This is a genomic window from Achromobacter sp. FW305-C-28 (assembly GCF_058783235.1).
Genome location: NZ_JBYSYL010000011.1, coordinates 47,624 through 66,047 on the forward strand (window position 1 = coordinate 47,624; position 18,424 = coordinate 66,047).

General features: G+C 66.5%; 19 protein-coding genes and 1 tRNA gene. 9 read left to right on the forward strand and 11 right to left on the reverse strand.

Annotation, left to right across the window (positions count from 1 at the left end):
* Positions 1 to 966: a branched-chain amino acid ABC transporter permease gene (locus AC3WMR_RS23870; protein ID WP_492265816.1), complete on the forward strand. Its 966-nt coding sequence runs from the start codon at positions 1 to 3 to the stop codon at positions 964 to 966.
* Entirely contained in the window at positions 966 to 1,616 is a 651-nt protein-coding gene (locus AC3WMR_RS23875) for a GntR family transcriptional regulator (RefSeq protein ID WP_025137502.1), read from the forward strand. The genes AC3WMR_RS23870 and AC3WMR_RS23875 overlap by 1 nt, the downstream gene beginning before the upstream one ends.
* Here the strand turns inward: AC3WMR_RS23875 and AC3WMR_RS23880 are convergent.
* Positions 1,603 to 2,079, reverse strand: a complete 477-nt coding sequence (locus AC3WMR_RS23880; protein WP_492265815.1) for a multidrug/biocide efflux PACE transporter — start codon at positions 2,077 to 2,079, stop codon at positions 1,603 to 1,605. The genes AC3WMR_RS23875 and AC3WMR_RS23880 overlap by 14 nt on opposite strands.
* Positions 2,080 to 2,183: 104 nt before the next feature.
* On the opposite strand from AC3WMR_RS23880, the gene AC3WMR_RS23885 reads away from it, so the two are divergent.
* Positions 2,184 to 3,047, forward strand: coding sequence for a LysR family transcriptional regulator (locus AC3WMR_RS23885; protein ID WP_492265814.1), 864 nt, complete (start codon positions 2,184 to 2,186; stop codon positions 3,045 to 3,047).
* A 42-nt stretch (positions 3,048 to 3,089) separates the two neighbouring features.
* Here the strand turns inward: AC3WMR_RS23885 and AC3WMR_RS23890 are convergent, their stop codons facing one another.
* Positions 3,090 to 3,956 (reverse strand): ChbG/HpnK family deacetylase, encoded by an 867-nt coding sequence (locus tag AC3WMR_RS23890; protein ID WP_492265813.1) that lies wholly within the window; start codon positions 3,954 to 3,956, stop codon positions 3,090 to 3,092.
* A gap of 36 nt (positions 3,957 to 3,992) precedes the next feature.
* Between AC3WMR_RS23890 and AC3WMR_RS23895 the strand changes: the two genes are divergently transcribed.
* A complete protein-coding gene (locus AC3WMR_RS23895) occupies positions 3,993 to 4,388 on the forward strand; it encodes a GtrA family protein (RefSeq protein ID WP_492265812.1) in 396 nt (131 codons plus the stop codon).
* On the opposite strand, the gene AC3WMR_RS23900 is transcribed toward AC3WMR_RS23895, so the two are convergent.
* Positions 4,345 to 5,934 carry an ArnT family glycosyltransferase gene (locus tag AC3WMR_RS23900; RefSeq protein ID WP_492265811.1) on the reverse strand — a complete coding sequence of 530 codons (1,590 nt, stop codon included), beginning with the start codon at positions 5,932 to 5,934 and terminating at the stop codon, positions 4,345 to 4,347. The two genes, AC3WMR_RS23895 and AC3WMR_RS23900, sit on opposite strands and share 44 nt — an antisense overlap.
* A complete protein-coding gene (locus AC3WMR_RS23905) occupies positions 5,934 to 6,986 on the reverse strand; it encodes a glycosyltransferase family 2 protein (RefSeq protein WP_492265810.1) in 1,053 nt (350 codons plus the stop codon). The genes AC3WMR_RS23900 and AC3WMR_RS23905 overlap by 1 nt, the downstream gene beginning before the upstream one ends.
* A gap of 280 nt (positions 6,987 to 7,266) precedes the next feature.
* Here AC3WMR_RS23905 and AC3WMR_RS23910 point away from each other — a divergent pair, with 280 nt between their 5' ends.
* The 5 genes from AC3WMR_RS23910 to AC3WMR_RS23930 are packed head-to-tail and all read left to right on the forward strand — an operon-like array spanning position 7,267 to position 11,311.
* Complete coding sequence (locus tag AC3WMR_RS23910) at positions 7,267 to 7,770, forward strand: GNAT family N-acetyltransferase (RefSeq protein WP_492265809.1); 504 nt, start codon at positions 7,267 to 7,269, stop codon at positions 7,768 to 7,770.
* Between the two features lie 33 nt (positions 7,771 to 7,803).
* Entirely contained in the window at positions 7,804 to 9,012 is a 1,209-nt protein-coding gene (gltS, locus tag AC3WMR_RS23915; RefSeq protein WP_492265808.1) for a sodium/glutamate symporter, read from the forward strand.
* A complete protein-coding gene (locus tag AC3WMR_RS23920; protein WP_492265807.1) occupies positions 9,009 to 10,538 on the forward strand; it encodes a TAXI family TRAP transporter solute-binding subunit in 1,530 nt (509 codons plus the stop codon). Before gltS ends, AC3WMR_RS23920 begins: the two co-directional genes overlap by 4 nt.
* A gap of 42 nt (positions 10,539 to 10,580) precedes the next feature.
* Positions 10,581 to 10,844 (forward strand): hypothetical protein, encoded by a 264-nt coding sequence (locus AC3WMR_RS23925; RefSeq protein WP_025137511.1) that lies wholly within the window; start codon positions 10,581 to 10,583, stop codon positions 10,842 to 10,844.
* Complete coding sequence (locus AC3WMR_RS23930; RefSeq protein WP_025137512.1) at positions 10,844 to 11,311, forward strand: YaiI/YqxD family protein; 468 nt, start codon at positions 10,844 to 10,846, stop codon at positions 11,309 to 11,311. The genes AC3WMR_RS23925 and AC3WMR_RS23930 overlap by 1 nt, the downstream gene beginning before the upstream one ends.
* Positions 11,312 to 11,361: 50 nt before the next feature.
* Here AC3WMR_RS23930 and AC3WMR_RS23935 read toward each other — a convergent pair whose 3' ends face one another.
* From AC3WMR_RS23935 to AC3WMR_RS23965, 7 genes are all read right to left on the reverse strand, one after another.
* A complete protein-coding gene (locus AC3WMR_RS23935; RefSeq protein WP_025137513.1) occupies positions 11,362 to 11,529 on the reverse strand; it encodes a hypothetical protein in 168 nt (55 codons plus the stop codon).
* A 295-nt stretch (positions 11,530 to 11,824) separates the two neighbouring features.
* Positions 11,825 to 11,899, reverse strand: a tRNA-Val gene (locus AC3WMR_RS23940).
* 60 nt (positions 11,900 to 11,959) lie between these two features.
* The gene (gene dnaQ / locus AC3WMR_RS23945) at positions 11,960 to 12,682 is read right to left on the reverse strand and encodes a DNA polymerase III subunit epsilon (RefSeq protein WP_492265806.1); all 723 of its coding nucleotides are present in this window, start codon (positions 12,680 to 12,682) and stop codon (positions 11,960 to 11,962) included.
* 4 nt (positions 12,683 to 12,686) lie between these two features.
* Positions 12,687 to 15,809 carry an efflux RND transporter permease subunit gene (locus tag AC3WMR_RS23950; protein WP_175195597.1) on the reverse strand — a complete coding sequence of 1,041 codons (3,123 nt, stop codon included), beginning with the start codon at positions 15,807 to 15,809 and terminating at the stop codon, positions 12,687 to 12,689.
* A 25-nt stretch (positions 15,810 to 15,834) separates the two neighbouring features.
* Positions 15,835 to 16,914: an efflux RND transporter periplasmic adaptor subunit gene (locus AC3WMR_RS23955; RefSeq protein ID WP_492265805.1), complete on the reverse strand. Its 1,080-nt coding sequence runs from the start codon at positions 16,912 to 16,914 to the stop codon at positions 15,835 to 15,837.
* Between the two features lie 199 nt (positions 16,915 to 17,113).
* Positions 17,114 to 17,575, reverse strand: coding sequence for a ribonuclease HI (gene rnhA, locus AC3WMR_RS23960; RefSeq protein WP_025137517.1), 462 nt, complete (start codon positions 17,573 to 17,575; stop codon positions 17,114 to 17,116).
* A 51-nt stretch (positions 17,576 to 17,626) separates the two neighbouring features.
* Entirely contained in the window at positions 17,627 to 18,406 is a 780-nt protein-coding gene (locus AC3WMR_RS23965) for a class I SAM-dependent methyltransferase (RefSeq protein ID WP_492265804.1), read from the reverse strand.
* Between the last annotated feature and the right edge of the window lie 18 nt (positions 18,407 to 18,424).

Here is an 18,424-nt window from a genome sequence, read left to right on the forward strand (position 1 = left end):
GTGTCCCGCTTCCCGCTTTCGATCCGTATCCTGGCCCTGCTGCTGGCGCCGGCCCTGCTGGTGCCGTTCTTTCCGCAGGTCGTCTACCCCGTGTTCGTCATGAAGGTGCTGTGCTTCGCGCTGTTTGCGCTGGCCTTCAACCTGTTGACCGGCTTCACCGGCCTGGTGTCGTTCGGCCATGCCGCGTTCTTCGGCTGGGCAGGCTACGCCGCCGGCCAGATGATGATCCTGTACGGCGCGGCCGGCCTGCCGCCCGAAATCGCCATGCTGTGCGGCGTGGCCATGGCCGCTGCCATCGGCTATGCGATCGGCTGGCTGGCCATCCGCCGCACCGGCATCTATTTCGCGATGATCACGCTGGCGCTGTCGCAAGTGGCGTACTTCATGGCCGTGCAGGTGAAATGGACGCGCGGCGAGGACGGCATGCAGGGCATCCCGCGCGGCAAGTTCCTGGGGCTGGTGGACCTGAGCTCGGACACCCATATGTACTACTTCGCGCTGGGGGTCTTCGTGCTGGGATTCCTGTTCGTGTATCGGGTGATCCATTCGCCCTTCGGACAGGTGCTCAAGACCATCCGCGACAACGCGCCGCGGGCGATTTCACTGGGGTACGATACGGATCGGTGCAAGCTGCTGGCTTTCGTGCTGTCCGCCTCGGTCGCCGGCCTGGCCGGCTCGCTCAAGGCGCTGGTGCTGCAATTGGTGGCGCTGAACGACGTGTCGCTGGCCACCTCCACCGAGGTGCTGCTGATGACGCTGCTGGGCGGCATCGGCACCGTGTGGGGCCCCGTGGTGGGCGCCACCCTGGTGGTCAGCCTGCAGAACTACCTTGCCACCCTGGGCGATGTCGTCACCATCGTCATCGGGTTGATTTTCGTGTTGTGCGTGTCGTTCTTCCGGCGCGGGTTCGTCGGCGAATGGCTGGCCTGCACGCAGTGGCGCAAAACGAAGGAAAACAATAATTGATGGCCGGAGCAGAACCCAAACGGCGCGCCGCCGACGTCGCCTACGACCAGATCGAAAGCATGATCGCCACGCTGCAATTGCAACCCGGCAGCGCGGTCGTGGAAGCGGATCTGGTGGAGAAAACCGGCCTGGGCCGCACCCCGCTGCGCGAAGCGCTGCTACGCATGGTGGCGGCCGGGCTGATCCGCCAGGAACCCCGCCGCGGGCTGCGGGTGTCGATGATCCAGCTGGCGGACCACATGGACCTGATCCAGACCCGCCGGGCGCTGGAACAGCTGATCGCGGCCAGCGCCGCGCGCCGCGCCACGCCGGCGCAGCGCAGCCAGATCGTGGAATGCGCGGCCCAGATGATCCGTGCGGCCGAAGGCGGCAACCTGGATGACTACATGCAGGCCGACCAATCTCTGGACCACGTCTGCCACAACGCCTGTCGCAATGTGTCGGCGGTGAATGCGGTGGAACCGCTGATCATCCAGTGCCGCCGCTTCTGGTATGCCTACCAGCACGAAGGCGACATTACGGAAGGCGCGCGGCGCCACATGGCCATGGCCGAGGGCATCGCCACGGGCGATGCCGCCGCGGCCATCCGCGGCGCCGATTCGCTGATGGACTACCTGGAGATGTTCACGCGCAAGGTCATTGACGCGTAGCAGCGGCGGGGGTGGCCGCGTCGGTGGCGCCACGCGTCAGCCAGGCCATGACGCGCGGGCGGGCCCGGTCGTAGCCCAGGTTGTAGAAGAACGCATAGGGCAGGTAGAACAGCACCAGGGCGATGTCCAGCACGAACGCCTGCCACAGGCTGATCTGCAGCCACCAGGCCGCCAGCGGGATGACGATCAGGATCAGCCCCAGCTCGAAGCCGAACGCATGCACCACCCGCACCCGCAGGTTGCGGGTGATGCCCAGGCGGTTTTCCAGGCGGTCGAACGCAGCGTTGTAGATCATGTTCCAGACCAGCGCGATCCAGGCGATCACGGCGGTCAGCACGCCCATTTCGAACAGTGACTTGCCCATGGCCCAGGCGGCGATGGGCGCGCACAGGCCGATGGCGAGGATTTCGAACAGGAAGGCGTGGAAAAAGCGTTCTTTGAGGGTTTTCTTGGCTTGCGTCATGACCCACCTGAGGTCGGTTGCTTGAGTAACGGGGCGATTTTCGACGATATTTCCGGTACGATAAAGATAATATCCATCGGAAAAACCGATATAAACACCCCTTTATGCGCCACTCCCTGGAATCCCTGGCCACCTTCGCCCAGGTCGCCGCCGAAGGCACGTTTTCCGCCGCGGCCCGCAAGCTGGGCAAAAGCCAGTCCACCGTCAGCGAAACCATCGCCAATCTGGAAGTCGACCTGAACGTGACCCTGTTCGATCGCAGCCAGCGCCAACCGGCGCTGACCGAGGCCGGCCAGGTGCTCTTGACCCAGGCCTTGCAGGTGCTGGCCGCGAACGACCGCCTGAACCGCAGCGCCAGCCAGCTATCGGCCGGGCTGGAACCGCGCCTGACCGTGGTGCTGTCGGACACGTTTCAGTCCGAAACCTTTGAAAACATGCTCAGCCAGATCGACCAGCGCTATCCGGCGCTGCGCTTCGAATGCCTGATCGCGGAATACGAGGACGTGGTGGCGCTGGTGCAGCAGGGCCGCGCCCACCTGGGGCTGATGGCGGCGCAGGACAGCTATCCGCCGGACATGGCGCATGCCAGCCTGCGCGATGCGTCCGAGATCGTGCTGTGCGTGGGGCGCAGCCATCCGCTGGCCGCGCTCAAGGACGTCACGGCCGACCACTTGAAAAGCGAACGCGAATTGCGCCTGAGCACCTACGAGCTCGACGACAAGGACCCCGCGCCCGCGCAGTCGACCTGGTCGGCGCCGGGCTACCTGATGCTGCTGGAAATGGCCAACCTGGGCTTCGGCTGGGCCGAGCTGCCGCGCTGGATGCTGCAGCGCTTTGGCCGCGGGCAGCTGGTGGAACTGGCGGTGCCGGGCTGGCCGCGGCAGATCCGGGTGGATGCGGTCTGGTCGACCCGGCGGCCGCTGGGGCCTGCCGGTGCGTGGTTGCTGCAGAATCTGACGCAGGCCTAGGCGGCGGCGTCATCACCAGGCGGCAGGGATGAACGCTTCGCCCTAGCCCGGCGCGGCCTGGCGACGCCGCGTGCGTGAGGTGCGTGCGGCAGCGCCGGCCAGCACCAGCGGCAGGCGCGTGATGCGCACGCCATTGGCAGCGAGCCATTCGCCCAGCTTGGGGCTGGCCAGCACGTCGTATTCAGCACGGCGCTGGCGCGCCATGACGCTGGCACCCTGGGTGTCCAGCGCCGGATGGCACATCAGCAGATCGCCATCGTGGGCGTTGAACAGCCAGTTCTGCAGCAGATCCGCATAGCGCCGCTTGCCGCCTTCGAAGCCATACACGCCCAGCAGCCGGCGATTGGTGCGCAGGCCATCCTTGCGAGCCTGGCGGCCCAGTTCGGCCGCGCCCAGCGCACCGATGATGCGGGCCTTGATGGATTCCTTGGCGGGAATGCCGCAGAGCGCTCCGGGGGTGGTCTGGCGCAACCAGGGCATGCTGGCGCCGTAACGGCGCTTGAGCAGGCTCAGCAGTCGTTCGCGGATGATCGGCAACTGGTGTACATGCTGGTGGCCATCGACGTAATCGGGCGCGCCGCCGAATGCAGCTTCAAACGCGTCGAACTGGCGTTCGAGGCGTTGCTCGACCCACGCCGCATCCAGTTGGCGAGCATAGGCGCGCAAGATCAGGCGCGACAACGACGGTACGTCGGCATCGTCCGGGCCTAGCGATTCGGAGAAGTTCAGGTGCAGGCCGATGTCGATGTCCAGGGCTGCCAGACGCGGCGCGTTGGCGGCAAAGGTCGGGCCTTGCACGAGGCAGCTGACGGCACTGAGGCGACCCATGCCGGCCAGCGCAATCATGCCTTCATCGATGTCGGCATTCATGCCAAAATCGTCACCGCAGACCACTATGCGTTTGCTCATGCTTTCACCCCGCCATTCTTCTTCGACACGTCCCACATGCGCGCCCTGCTTCAACAAATCAGCCTGTTCATCGCCGTTGGATGTGCAGCATCCGCCACTCACTGGGGCGTCGCCGTCGCCTGCGTCGAGGGCTTGGGCGCCGCGCCGCTCGTGGCCAACCTGATCGGCTGGCTGGCGGCGTTCGTGGTTTCCTTCAGCGGGCACTACCGGCTTACGTTCAGACATTCCCACACACCCTGGACCATAGCAGTCCGCCGTTTCTTCTTCATTTCAGCCGTGGGCTTCATCATCAATGAATCCGCTTACGCCTGGTTGCTGCGCGTAACGGCCGTGAGCTACGACGTCTTGCTGGCCCTCATCCTGATCGCCCTGGCGGTCGGCACCTTCATCACGAGCCGGCTTTGGGCATTCCGCCACAAGCCCGCTGCTTGAAGGCGGCATCCGCCACCACCTGCCAAATCACGTATTTCACGCTGGTCGCCACCGGCTGCAAGCCTTGCAGCGCCCGGTAGCTACCGCCATCTGAACTGGTGCCCCAGACCCAGTAGCGCGAACCTTCCGGCGCGGCGCACAGGCGGGCATCGAATTCCTGGTGGCTGATCAGTACCTGCTTGCCAATCTGGGGTTCGAACTTGGCGGCGTCGTAGAGTTCTTTGCGCCAGTTGTCGCGCACCGGCACGTCCGGATTGAGCCAATCGTCCACCACCCACGACGGCTGCGGCGCCTGGGCATACAGCGCCAGGTCGAACGGATAGGTATGCAGCGACACATAGGTATCGCCAGGCTGTACCAGCGGGCGGATCACGGCGGCCAGCGGACCGGCGCTGCCACGGGCGCTATGCGCCGCGATGCCGATGGCCAGCACGCAGATGCCCGCCCCGACCCCGACACAGATGCGCACCAGTCGGGGCGCCAGGGAATCTCCCTTCTGGCGCCAGGCGGCCACGATGACTTCGGCCAGCAGGAATGCCAGCGCCGGCAACGCAGGCAGCACATAGCCGACCAGCTTGGAACTGGGCAGCGAGAAAAAACCGACCACGACGACGAACCAGATCAGGGCCAGGCGGCGCAGGTCGCGCTGCGGGCCGTCGGCCCAGAAAGCCTTGCGCAGGATGCCGCCGCCCCACAACGACCAGGGCAGCGCCAGCCCGACCACGACCGGCAGATAGAACCAGAATGGCTGAGCGTTGTTGAAGCCGCTTGCAGCGAAACGCTGGAAGTGCTGGTAGACGAAGAAATAGTCGTAAAAGCCCGGATATCGGATCTGCATCAGCACGAACCACGGCACGGCGACGATCGCGAACACCAACAATGCAGGCGGCCACACCAGCGCGGCCAGGCCGCGCCAGCGGCGGCCCCAGACCAGCCAGATGAACAGGATCGCGCCGGGCAGCACCAGACCGATCAGGCCCTTGGCCAACACCGCCAGGCCGGCCAACGCGGCGGCGGCGAGCGACATCCAGCGATAGGCCTGGCCGCGTTCGGCGCGCAGCACGGTATCCGCCGCGGCCAGCACGCACAGCGTGATCAGGCCGGCGACGAGCATGTCCAGATTGGCGAACTGCGAACCGCCATAGAAGAACGGCAAGGTAGCCAGCAGCAGCGCGGTCATGGAGGCGCTGGCGGCGTCGCGGTAGCGGCGCACGAAAGCGTATAGCCCGGCGATGGCCGCCCATGACGCCAGCAGCGACGGCACGCGCGCGGCCCACGGATGTACGCCGAACAGGGTGAACGACAGTTCGGTCATCCAGTAATACAGGGGCGGCTTGTGGAAATACGGCATGCCATCGAGGAGCGGCACGGCATGCGAACCACTGCGCAGCATGTCCCAGGCGACGCCGGCATAGCGGCCTTCATCGGGCAACGTCAGAGGCCTTACCCAGGCCAGGAAGGCCAGCCAGAAGCCGATCGCGAGCAGGAACCACCCAGCCGGCGGGATCCATTCGGAGCGCGCCGGGCGTTGCGTATCGGTGCTCATCAGTGTGCGGCCTTGTCGGAACGGGCGGCATGCCCTTGACGGCGGCGCACCACGAACAGCGGGCGCCCCTTGACCTCATCGAAGATGCGGGCGACGTATTCCCCAACCACGCCCAGCGATATCAGGTTGACGCCGGCAAAGAACAGCACTGCCGTCACGATCGTGGTCCAGCCCGACACTTCATTGCCGGACACCAGATATTCGACCACCAGGTAGGTGGCGTACGCCATGGACAGCACGGCGAACAGCACGCCGACCAGGCTGACCAGACGCAAGGGCCAGGTGGTGAAGGCGGTCAGGCCGTCCAGCGCCAGCCGCGCCAGGCGCATGCTGCCGAAGCGGCTGTTGCCATGCATGCGCTCTTCTGGCGTGTAGGGCAACGCTTCGCCCTTGAAGCCCACCCAGGCATATAGGCCTTTCATGAAACGCGTGCGCTCGGGCAACGCATTCAACGCGTCGACCACGCCGCGATTCATCAGGCGAAAATCGCCGGCATGGGCCGGTACATCCACGCCACGGGCGCCGCTGAGCAGTTTGTAGAACCAGCGCGCACCCGTGCGCTTGATCCAGGATTCGTCCTCACGGGTTTCACGCACGGCGTAGACCATTTCAGCGCCAGCGGCCCAGCGGGCCAGCATCTGCTCGATCAGCGCGGGAGGATGTTGCATGTCGGCATCCATGCAGATGACCACGTCGCCGGTGGCGCTTTCCAGGCCGGCGCTCAGCGCGGCTTCCTTGCCGAAATTGCGCGACAGCTGCACGTAGCGGAAGCCGTCGTATTGAGTCCATTCGGCCATCAGCGCTTCGGTGCCATCCGTGCTGCCATCATCGGCCACGATGATTTCCCAGCCACTGCACAGCGCGGCCAGGCGGCTGCGCAGCAACGGCAGCAGCACGCGCAGGTTCTCGCATTCATTCAGGCAGGGAATGACGCAAGTCACGCAGGCATCGTAGGGCACGTTGGCGGCAGCCGTCGGCCAGACCGTTTCCACGGGAAACGCTTTGGTCAGGACTTGCTGCCCCAGGGGCTCGGACCGGAATTGGATGTGCATAAGGCTCTGAAAAACTGGAATGCGGGACGGTATGGCAAGCAGTATGCGCAGGGGCTCGTCGAATTTTCATGAAATGCTTCGCAGGCCATTGCGGTGTCCCTGCGACCGATTCTAGGCAGCCGATCGGGCCAAATGTATGAAGCCGCGTGAATCTCTGTCCCCGATATGTGAAGGGACGTAAAGCAGGGGGCCGGACGCCATCCGCCCCCGGTTTCCCGCGCCGGTAAAATGCGCGAAGTTCTTGTTTTACAAGGTGGTTATGCACTATCGAGTTCGCCCCATGCTGGCCAGCGACGTCGACGCCATCCTGCAGGTCCAGGCCGTGGCTTACCCGGGTTTTCTGCTGGAAAGCGCTGACTTCTTCCTGAACCGACTGGCGCTTGCGCCCGCCCATTGCTGGGTGGCGCATGCCGCCGCGCCGCAACCTGCATCGGCCTTGCTGGGCTATCTGGTGTCATACCCCTGGGACGCCGGCCTGCCGCCGACACTGGACGCGCCGCTGACCGCCCTGCCCGAGCCGGCCGATCACTGGTTCCTGCACGACTGTGCGGTAGCGCCGTCGGCCCAGGGCCTGGGCGTCGGGCAGGCGTTGCTGCACGCCGCGGCCCAAGGCGCCATGCAGTGCGGTTTACAGCGGGCCAGCCTGGTGTCGCTGGGTTCGGCGGTGGGGTATTGGGTCCGCCACGGCTATGCACCCGTTGCCGCCGGCGGGCAAGACCTGGCGGCCAAGCTTGAAGGCTACGGGCCGCAAGCCAGCTACATGGCGCGTGCATTTCCGCTCTGAATTCACTGCGCCCCGCGGGGCGCGAAGGTATCCATGATTTCGCTTTCCCCAGTCCAATCCCTGCTGGCCTGCTGCCTGGTGCTCGCCATCGGCCGCGTCCTGACCTCCCGGATCGGCGTACTGGCGCGCTACAGCATCCCCGACCCGATCGTCGGCGGCTTGCTGTTCGCCGTGGCCGCCTACTTGCTGTCCACCTGGGGCGGCGTGTCGGTGGCCCTGGAAACCAGCGTCAAGCCGACGCTGTTGCTGCTGTTCTTCGGCTGCATCGGCCTGACCGCGAACCTGAAGCTGCTGGCCAAGGGCGGCCCGCGCCTGATTGCGTTCCTGCTGGCGCTGATTCCTTTCCTGGTGCTGCAGAACGCGGTGGGGCTGGGCATGGCCTGGCTGCTGGACATGCATCCGCTGATGGGCCTGCTGGGCGGCACCATCACGCTGGTGGGCGGGCACGGCACGGGCGCGGCCTATGCCACGCGCTTTGCCGACGTCAACAACATCCAGGACGTGATGGCGCTGGCCATGACCGCAGCCACCATCGGCCTGGTGCTGGGCGGCGTGGTGGGCGGCCCGGTGGCCGAATGGATCATGCGGCGCCACAAGCTGCGCGGCAGCCTGGACCCGCAGGCCGACGGCGGCCACGAGGCCGCCGACCTGGCCGAGGCGCAGGCGCCTTCGACCGCGGCCTCGTTCATCACGTCCATGACCGCCGCCTTCGTCTGCCTGGTGGCGGGCGGCTTCCTGGCGACGCTGGTCGAAGGCGCGCCCGTCAGCCTGCCGAACTTCCTGTGGTGCCTGGCAACCGGCGTGCTGATCCGCAACGGCGGCGAACACCTGGGGCTGAAGCTGGACGACCGCGCCACGGAGATCATCGGCACCATCACACTGTCGCTGTTCCTGGCCATGACGATGATGACGCTGGACCTGACCAGCGTAGCGCGGCTGGCCGGACCGCTGGCGCTGATCCTGGCGGTGCAGACGCTGTTCTGCGCGCTCTATGCGAGCGTGGTGGTGTTCCGCCTGCTCAAGCGCGACTACGAGGCCGCTGTCATGTCGGCGGCGTTCTGCGGCTTCTCGCTGGGCGCCACCGCCACCGCCATCGCCAACATGCAGGCGCTGACGCGCCGCCACGGCCCGGCGCGTCAGGCCTTCATCGTGGTGCCGGTAACCGGCGCCTTCCTGGTGGACATCCTGAACGTGATCGTGCTGACGTCCCTGATCTCCTTGCCGTTCGTGGGGGGAATGTGAGCATGCTGAAACGCTTTCTGCTGATCGCTCTGTGCCTGCTGCTGGCCGCCTGCGGCCGCGCGCCCGATACCGATGCGCTGCGCGCGGATGTCGAACGCGGCCTGGCCGCCACCTATGGCGCGGGCCTGTTTCGCATCGATGACCTCAAGCGCATGGGCTCGGCCGCCGACAGCAGCGCGCCGGCCGGCGAGACCCGCCGCGTGGTGTATTACGACCTGCGCCTGGAAGTGACCCGCGACATCTCGCTGGGCGCCTGGGACCAGCCCGGCGCTGCCGCCCTGGTGACGCTGCTGGGCGCCGGCCCGCGCAGCATCAGCGGCGTGAAATCCAGCGGCAACCAGGCCGGCGACCGCATCGTGGCGCACGCCAGCGCCATCTACCGCCAGGACGGCGACGCCTGGACGCTGGTGACGCCGGCCGGCTTCAAGGCCGCCGAGGCGCCGTCGCTGGATACCGGCGCGCCGCCACCCGTGACCCAGCGCTTGCTGGATACGCTGGACCAGATCACCCATTCGGTCGCCTACAGCGCATCCAGCACGGCGCAGCACGTGGTGCAGCAGGAACTGGAACGCTCGGTGGCCCGCATCAACGGCCGCCTGGCCCGGATGCAGCAGGGTTACCCGCTGGCGGGCGGCCCCGATCGGGGCGAGTACGTCACCTTCGCGCGGGCGCTGGGCGCGGTGGGCCAGGCCCGCCAGATCCGCGTCACGCCGCTCATCACCGGCGGCGGCGCCGAGAACATCGCCCTGCTGCGCAGCGGCGATGCGGTGGTCGGGCTGGCCCAGGCCGACACGGCCAAGCTGGCCTACGAAGGCCGCGGCCCCTTCGCTTCGCAAGGCCCGTTCACCGGGCTGCGCGCGCTGGGCAGCCTGTATCCCGAACTGGTGCACATCGTCGTGCGCGACGATGCCAAGGTGCGCACGGTACGCGACCTGAAGGGCAAGAAGATCGCGCTGGGGGCCGAAGGCTCTGCGGTGCGCGCCACGCTGGAAACGGTGCTGGCGGCGCATGGGCTGCAGGCGGGCCGCGACTATGAAGCCGTGCCCACGCCCTTCGCCGGTTCGCTGTCGGCGCTGAATTCCGGCGCAATCGACGCCGCGGCGCAGGTGATCGGCGTGCCTGCCACGCCGCTGCGCGATGCGCTGACCCAGGCACATCTGAAGCTGTTGCCGCTGGATTCCGCCGCGATCAAGACCTTGGCGGCCCAGGACAGCGCGCTGATGCCGATGGACATCGTGGCCGGCACCTACCCCAACCAGCCCGAACCGGTCGCCACCGTCGGCATGGCCGCGCTGCTGCTGACCACGTCCGACCTGACCCGCGACGAGGCCCTGCAGGTGGTGCGCGCGGTCTACCAGACTGGCCAGGACCTGCTGGCCGCCGGTTCGGCCCAGGGCGCCCAGGTCAGCGTGGCGACAGCCCGGCGCGGCCTGACGGTGCCGCTGCACGACGGCGCCGAGGAAGGGCTGGCCGCGCTGGAACACCCCAAAACCCGCCCGGCGTCCACCGAACCCGGCAAGCCTTGATCGCGCTTGCGCTTATGATTGCGATCCCAATCAGGAATCTTCATGAATAAATTCGATCTGCAAAAGAATCAGGCGCTGAAACTGGCCGGCCAACTCAAGCAAGCCGCCACGCCCGACCGCTTCGGCACGGCGTCGCAGGCGCCCGACCGTCGCGAACAGCGCAAGCTGGACCAGGCCGCCGGCCTGGTGCCGTTTCCGCTGAAGCTGTCGCAGGCGCAAGCCGACGCGCTGCGCGCCGCCGCCGCCGAACGCGGCATCACCACCAACGACCTCGTGGCCGAAGCCCTGCAGAAGGCCCTGGGCTGATGCATATCTGGGTCGACGCCGACGCTTGTCCCGGGGTCATCAAGGACATCCTGTTTCGCGCCGCGCAGCGCTGGCAGGTGCCGCTGACCCTGGTGGCCAACCAGGCGCTGCACACCCCGCCGTCGCCGCTGATCCGCGCGGTGCAGGTGCCGCGCGGCTTTGACGTGGCCGACGCGCATATCGTCGAACGCGCGGCCGCGGGCGACCTGGTCATCACCGGCGACATTCCGCTGGCGGCGCAGGTGCTCGAAAAGGGTGCGATGGCGTTGAACCCGCGCGGCGAACGCTATTCGCCGGAAACCATCCGCGAACGGCTGGCGGTGCGGGACATGATGGAAGAATTGCGCGCCAGCGGCGTCGATACGGGCGGACCGCCCTCGTTCAGCCAGGCGGACCGCAAGGCCTTCGCCAACCAGCTCGATACCTTGCTGGCACGGGTGGCGCGCCAGGCGGCGCCCAAGGGCTGAGCGGCAGGCCCCGGCCCGCCGTCGCGTGGCCCACGCGGGCTACACGAACCTCAATAGAACGTGATGTACGCCTTGTAGATGATGGTGCCGATGGCCGTGATGAGGCCGATGCCCATCAAGCCCATGCCGATATTGCGGTCCCGCAGTCCGAACCCGACCAGCATGAGCGCCACGCCTGTGACGATGATGATCAACATGGTGTTGGTGCTGGGGTGCATAAGGGGGTCTCCCGGAGCGGGGTTGTCGGCTTGGATAGGTCAGCTCGATACTTCAGCTTCCATCATAGACAACCCCGGGGACGATAGCGCGCAAGCGCCATCGCGTGGCTTGCGCCACGTCAAGGAAGACACAGAAAGCCGGCGCAGAAAACAAAAAAGCCAACCGCTGGGGTTGGCCTAATGCTTTGGCTCTAATGCTTTGGCTCTATTGCTTTGTACTGCTGCCTTGCTTTGCACCGCAATCTCGAATCACGCTGACCCGCTTTGCAGCCAGGCCAGGTTCTTCGAGGGTCTTTGGTGGGTGGTACAAGTTTCGAACTTGTGACCCCTGCCGTGTGAAGGCAGTGCTCTACCACTGAGCTAACCACCCCGAAAGAGGCGAAATATTAGCACGCTTTTTTGAAAGTGTGCAAGTCGCCTGTGAAAAACTTCAGTTGACCGCCACCGGCGCGTCCATTTTGCGCCAGACGCATTCGCCGCCGACCGACTTGTCCAGCGCCGCCAGGTAGGTTTCGTGCTCGGCCAGTTCGGCCTCGCTGGCCTTCACCACCGGCAGGCCGGAGGCGTCGAAGCGGGCCAGCACCATGCCGCCATTGGCGCCCTGGTCGTTATCGTCCACGTCGATGAGCAGTGCGTCCTGCCCACGGGTCATGGCCAGCCAGACTTCGGCCAGCAACTGCGAGTCCAGCAAGGCGCCGTGCAGCGTACGGTGGGCGTTCGAAATACCGAAGCGGTCGCACAGCGCATCCAGCGAGTTGCGCTTGCCGGGGAAGAGCGAGCGCGCGTGCAGCAGCGAGTCGGTGACCGTGTCGCAGTATTCGGTGATGACGCCACGGCCGGTCTTGGCCAGTTCGGCGTTGAAGAACTTCACGTCGAACGCGGCGTTGTGCGCGATCAGCTCGGCGCCCTGGATGAACTTGACGAATTCGTCGGCCACTTCCGCAAAACGCGGCTTGTCGGACAGGAATTCGGTGGTCAGGCCGTGCACCGCCAGCGCCTCGGGGTCGCTGTCGCGGTCCGGGTTCAGGTAGATGTGCAGGTTGTTGCCCGTGGCCATCCGGTTCACCAGTTCGACGCAGCCGATTTCGACGATGCGGTGTCCCTGGGCCGGGTCCAGCCCGGTGGTTTCAGTGTCAAAGATGATCTGGCGCATAAAGCTATTCCGACGCTTGGGCCGCAGACGTCGGCCGCGTGTGGGCATCCGGGGCGCCCGGCTCGGCCGGGGGATGCGCTGCGCTGCCGGCGGGGCCGGGTTTCTTGCGTGCGGTGGCGATCAGGGTGTAGGCCACCGGCACGACGAACAAGGTCAGTAGTGTACCCAGCATCAGCCCGCCCACCAGGACCCAGCCGATCTGCTGGCGCGATTCGGCGCCCGCGCCGGTCGACAGCGCCAGCGGCACCGTGCCCAGCACCATCGCGCCCGTGGTCATCAGGATAGGCCGCAGGCGCAGCACGCTGGCCTCGGTGACGGCCTCGAACAGTTCCCTGCCCTCGTCGCGCAGCTGGTTGGTGAATTCCACGATCAGGATGCCGTGCTTGGTAATCAGCCCCACCAGCGTGATCAGCCCGATCTGACTGTAGATCGACAGCGTGCCGCCGGTGAGATACAGCGCCAGCAGCGCGCCGGTCATGGACAGCGGCACCGACAGCATGATGATGAAGGGGTTGCGCCAGCTTTCGAACTGGGCGGCCAGCACCAGGTAGATGAAGGCCAACGCCATGGCGAAGACCAGGTAGATGCTGCCGGACGAATCGCGGAATTCGCGCGACTGGCCGTCCAGGTCGGTCACGACCGTGTTGGGCAGGACTTCGCGGGCCACCTGGTGCATGTGGGTCAGCACTTCGCCCAGCGCGTAGCCGGGCGCCACGGCGGCGTCGATCTTGACCGCGCGCAGGCGGTTGAAGTGGTTCAGCGACTGCGGCGACACGCCTTCGTGCACGCCAAGCAGGTTGTCCAGTTGCACCATGCTGCCGTCGCGCGCCCGGATGTGGATGCCGGAAATGTCGGTGGGGTTGGCGCGGTCGCGCGGGGTCACCTGCACGATCACGTCGTACTGCTCGCCTTGGTCTTTGTAGCGGGTGACCTGGCGGCCGCCCAGCATCGATTCGAGCGTGCGGCCCACGGTGTCGACGTTGGCGCCCACGTCCGCCATCTTGTCCCGATCCACCCTCACCCGCAATTCAGGCGTATTCAGGCGCAGGTCCGTGTCCAGGTTCATCAGGCCGGGATACTTGCGCAGTTCGGTCAGGAACACGTCGGTCAGGCGCGCCAGCTCTTCATAGGACGCCTGGCTCATGATGATGAATTCCACCGGCTTGGACCGGGCGGACTGGCCCAGCGACGGCGGATTGGTGGGGAACGCGCGCACGCCGGGCAGCGACGAGAACAGCGGCTGCAATTCCTGCGTGATGGCCTGCTGCTTGCGGCCGCGCTCTTCCCAGGGTTTCAGGCGCAGGATGGCCGTGCCGTCGGTGACGGTGGGAAAGCCCACCGTGACCTGGCTGCCGCTGGCTTCGGGAATGGCCGCGTAGAACCCCTCGATGCCCTGCATGCTGTCCAGCGTGTAGTTCAGTGTGGCGCCTTCGGGCGCACTGACGATGCCGAACACCACGCCGCGGTCTTCGATGGGCGCCAGTTCGCTCTTGACCACCTTGAACAGGACGCCGCTGCCGGCGGCCACGGCCACGCCGATGACCACCACCAGCCAGCGATGCCGCAGCGATGCGCCCAACAGGCGGCGGTAGCCGTTGCTCATGCCGTTGAGCCAGCCTTCGATCAGGTTGTACCAGCGGCTGTGGCTGCTCTGGTGGCGCAGCAGCACCGAGCACATCATGGGCGTGAGCGTCAGGGCCACGAAGCCGGACACCAGCACGGCGCCGGCCAGCGCCAGCGCGAATTCGATGAACAGGCGTCCGGTGCGGCCGGTGGCAAACGCCAGCGGCGCGTACACGGTGACCAGGGTCATGGTCATGGCCACCACCGCAAAACCGATCTCGCGCGAGCCGCGCAGCGCGGCTTCCTTGCGCGGCATGCCGTCTTCGATGTGGCGGAAGATGTTTTCCAGCACCACGATGGCGTCGTCCACCACCAGGCCGATGGCCAGCACCATGGCCAGCAGCGTCAGCGTGTTGATGGAAAAGCCGAACAGGTACATCAGCGCGCAGGCGCCCACCAGCGACACCGGAATGGTGACGATGGGGATGATGCTGGCCCGCAGGTTGCGCAGGAAGAAAAAGATCACCAGCACCACCAGGATGATGGCTTCGCCGATGGTGTGGAACACCGAATCGATGGACCGCTCGATGAACACCGACGAGTCATACGCGATGGTGAGCTTCATGCCGGCCGGCAGATTCTCGTTCAGGCGCACGATTTCCTCGCGCGCCGCCTTGGACAGTTCCAGCGGGTTGGCGGTGGACTGGCGCGTGACGCCGATGTTGATGGCCGGCTTGCCGTTGAACCGCGACAGCACGCGGTCGTTGGCGGCGCCGATCTCGACCTTGGAGACGTCGCGCAGCCGCACCGGATAGCCCTTCACGTTGGCGACGATGACGTTCTCGAACTGCGTCGGGGTCTGCAGGTCGGTGGATGACACCACCGAGAATTCGCGCGCCCGCGATTCGATGCGGCCGGCGGGAATTTCGACGTTCTGGCTGCGCAGCGCGGTCTCGACGTCTTGCACGGTCAGGCCGTAGGCGGCGAGCTTGTCGCGGTCGACGTAGATGCGCATGGACGGCAAGCGCTCGCCGAACACGCGCACTTCGGCTGCCCCCGGCAGCACCGACAGGCGCGTCTTGATGTAGCGGTTGATGTAGTCGGACGTCTGGATCGCCGAGTACGAACCCGATTCCACCGCGATGTAGATGATGGGCTGGGAATCGGCCTCGACCTTGCCGATGATGGGCTCGTCGATCTCGTCGGGCAGGAAACGCCGGGCGCGCGAGACTTTGTCGCGCACCTCGGCCGCGGCCGCGTCCGGGTTGCGCGACAGGTTGAACTTGATGTTGATCAGGCTGCGCTCTGAGCGGCTGCGCGACGTCATCACGTCCACGCCTTCGATGCCGGCCAGCTGGTCTTCCAGCGGCTTGGTCACCTGCGATTCGATCACCTCGGGCGAGGCGCCCTTGTAGGTGGTGTCCACCGACACGATGGGTTCGTCGATCTTGGGGTATTCGCGCACCGACAGGCGGGAATACGAGATCAGGCCGATCAGGATGATGATCAGCGACAGCACCGACGCGAACACCGGCCGATTGATACAGGTTTCGGAGATACGCATGGGGCAGCCGCTCGCGGATGTGGCGTCAGGCGCCGTTGTTCACGACCTGCACGGCGCCGCCGTCGGTCACGCGCTGCAGGCCGGACACCACCAGCTGATCGCCCAGCGCCACGCCCGTCAGGATCTCGACGCGGCCTTCGCGGCGTTCGCCGATGGTGACTTCGCGGCGCTCGGCCACGCCGTCCTTGACCCGGTAGACGTACTGCGTTTCGCCGGACGGCGACAGCGCGGCTTCGGGCGCAACCAGCGCCTTGTCCTGATTGAACATCAGTTGCACGCGGGCAAACATGCCCGGGCGCAGCACCGAATCCTGGTTGGCCACCGTGGCCCGCAGCAGGATGGAACGCCCGCCCGCGTCGATCAGCGGGCTGACGGCGTACACCAGGCCCTGGCGTTCCTGGCCGGGCAGCGCGTCCAGGCGCAGCGTCAGCTGCTGGCCCACGCCGACCTTGCTCAGATACATTTCCGGCACCCGGAAATCCACCTTGAGCGGGTCGATGGCTTCGAGCGGGGCCAGGTCCTGGCCCTGGTTGACGTAGTCGCCCACCGACACGCTGCGCAGGCCGGCAAAACCGGCAAAGGGCGCGGTGATGGTCATCTTGTCCAGGCGCGCCTGCGCCAGCGCCACCGCGGCTTCCTGCACCTTGAGCGTGCTGGCCGATTCGTCGCGCGCCTGCTGGCTGACGAAGCCCTTGCCCTGCAGCGCCACGGCGCGGCGGTAGTGGCTTTGCGCCAGCGTCAGGTTGGCGCGGGCCTGGGCCAATTCGGCGCGCGGCACCGAGTCGTCCAGCCGGATCAGGGGCTGGCCGCGCTTGACGGGCTGCCCTTCCTTGAATTCGATGGACTGGATGCGCCCCGCCACTTCGGGCCGCAGCACGACGGCCTCGTCCGAACGCAGGCTGCCCACGGCCGACAGGCCACGGGCGAACGGGATTTCAGTGACGGCGGCGACCTCGACCCGCGCGGCGGCGGCCTTGGGCACCGGTTTGGCGGCCGCCTTGGATTCGACGGCCGCCGGCGCAAGCCAGCGCGGCACGAATACGCCAAGCGCGGCCCCCGCGGCCAACCCGGCCGCGACGGCGGCCAACAGTACAGCTTTTTTCATGCGCGAATGTGGCGGTATCGCGGCGCGCGCCATGCATGCCCCGCAGGGGCGGCGCCGCTGGATCTGGAATAAGGCTTGGCACTTTAGCACCCGGATTTACATACTGGAACAATCCTGTAGCGCGTTGAAAGCACTAATCCGCCCGACCCAGGGTATATCCCGATGCGACGTGGGGGCCGCCGGCCTGGGCGCGACCCGATCAGCCGCGCTTGATGGATTCCACGCCCTGGTTGGCGAGCTGGTCGGCGCGTTCGTTGCCGGGGTCGCCCGCGTGGCCGCGGACCCAGCGCCAGGACACCGTGTGGCGGCGCACCTGGTCGTCAAGCGCCTGCCACAGCTCGGCGTTCTTGACCGGTTTCTTGTCGGCCGTCATCCAGCCGCGGCGCTTCCAGTTGGCCAGCCATTCGGTCATGCCCTTCATGACGTACTGGGAGTCGGTGTGGATCGTGACGATGCACGGGCGCTTGAGCGCCCGCAGGCCTTCGATGACGGCCAGCAGTTCCATGCGGTTGTTGGTGGTCTGGGCCTCGCCGCCGTGCATGGTCTTTTCGTGCGCGCCGGCGCGCATCAGCACCCCCCAACCGCCCGGACCGGGATTGCCCTTGCAGGCGCCGTCGGTCCACATTTCCACTTTCTGGTCGTTCGCGTTGTTGTCCTGCATGGTGCTGCTGGTATGTCCTTGTACTGTCACAGTGAAAGCGACGGGGCCGCTTCAGGAGCGGTCGAAACCGTCGTCCGCCTGGCGATTGACCACCACCGACGCCGCGCGCGCGCGCTTGGGCTTGGTCTTCCAGGCGGGCCCAATGATACGCATGCCGGCCACCCGCTTGACGGCCGACACCAGGTAGACGGCGCCGCCCAGGCTCCACCAGCGCGCCCCCGCCGATTCCAGGAAGCCCCAGCGCTGCAGCCATTTTTCGCTGCGGCAGGCCGGCGCGTAGCAGCCGAAATGGCTTTGCTCGACTTCCAGCGACAGCAGCTTGAACCAGTCTTTCAGGCGCGGCAGCGACACCTGCGACGACGGCGGCTGCGGCAGCCAGGGTTCCATGCCGGGCATGCGGGTGCGCGCGCCCCACATGCTCCAGGGATTGAAACCGGAAATCACCACCCGCCCTTCGGGCACCAGCACGCGCTCGACCTCGCGCAGCACGTTGTGCGGTTCGGCCGCGCATTCGAACGCGTGCGGCAGGATCAGCAGATCGACGCTCTGGGATTCGAACGGCAGGGCCTCGGGCTGGGCCAGCACCACCCGCGACTGCCAGCCGGCGATGCTGTCGGGCGTGGGCGTTTCGGTGCCGACATAGCCCTTGAAGGGCATGCGGTTGGCGCGCAGCAGGTTCATGTCGGCCAGGCCGACCTGCCAGGCGTAATATCCAAACACGTCCGCCACGGCCGCGTCGAACTGCGCGCGTTCCCAGGCCAGGGCATACTGCCCGGGCGGCGTCTGGAACCATTCAGCCAGTTCTACAATCGGCGCAGTCTCTTCTGCCACGTCTTATTCCTTCGAATC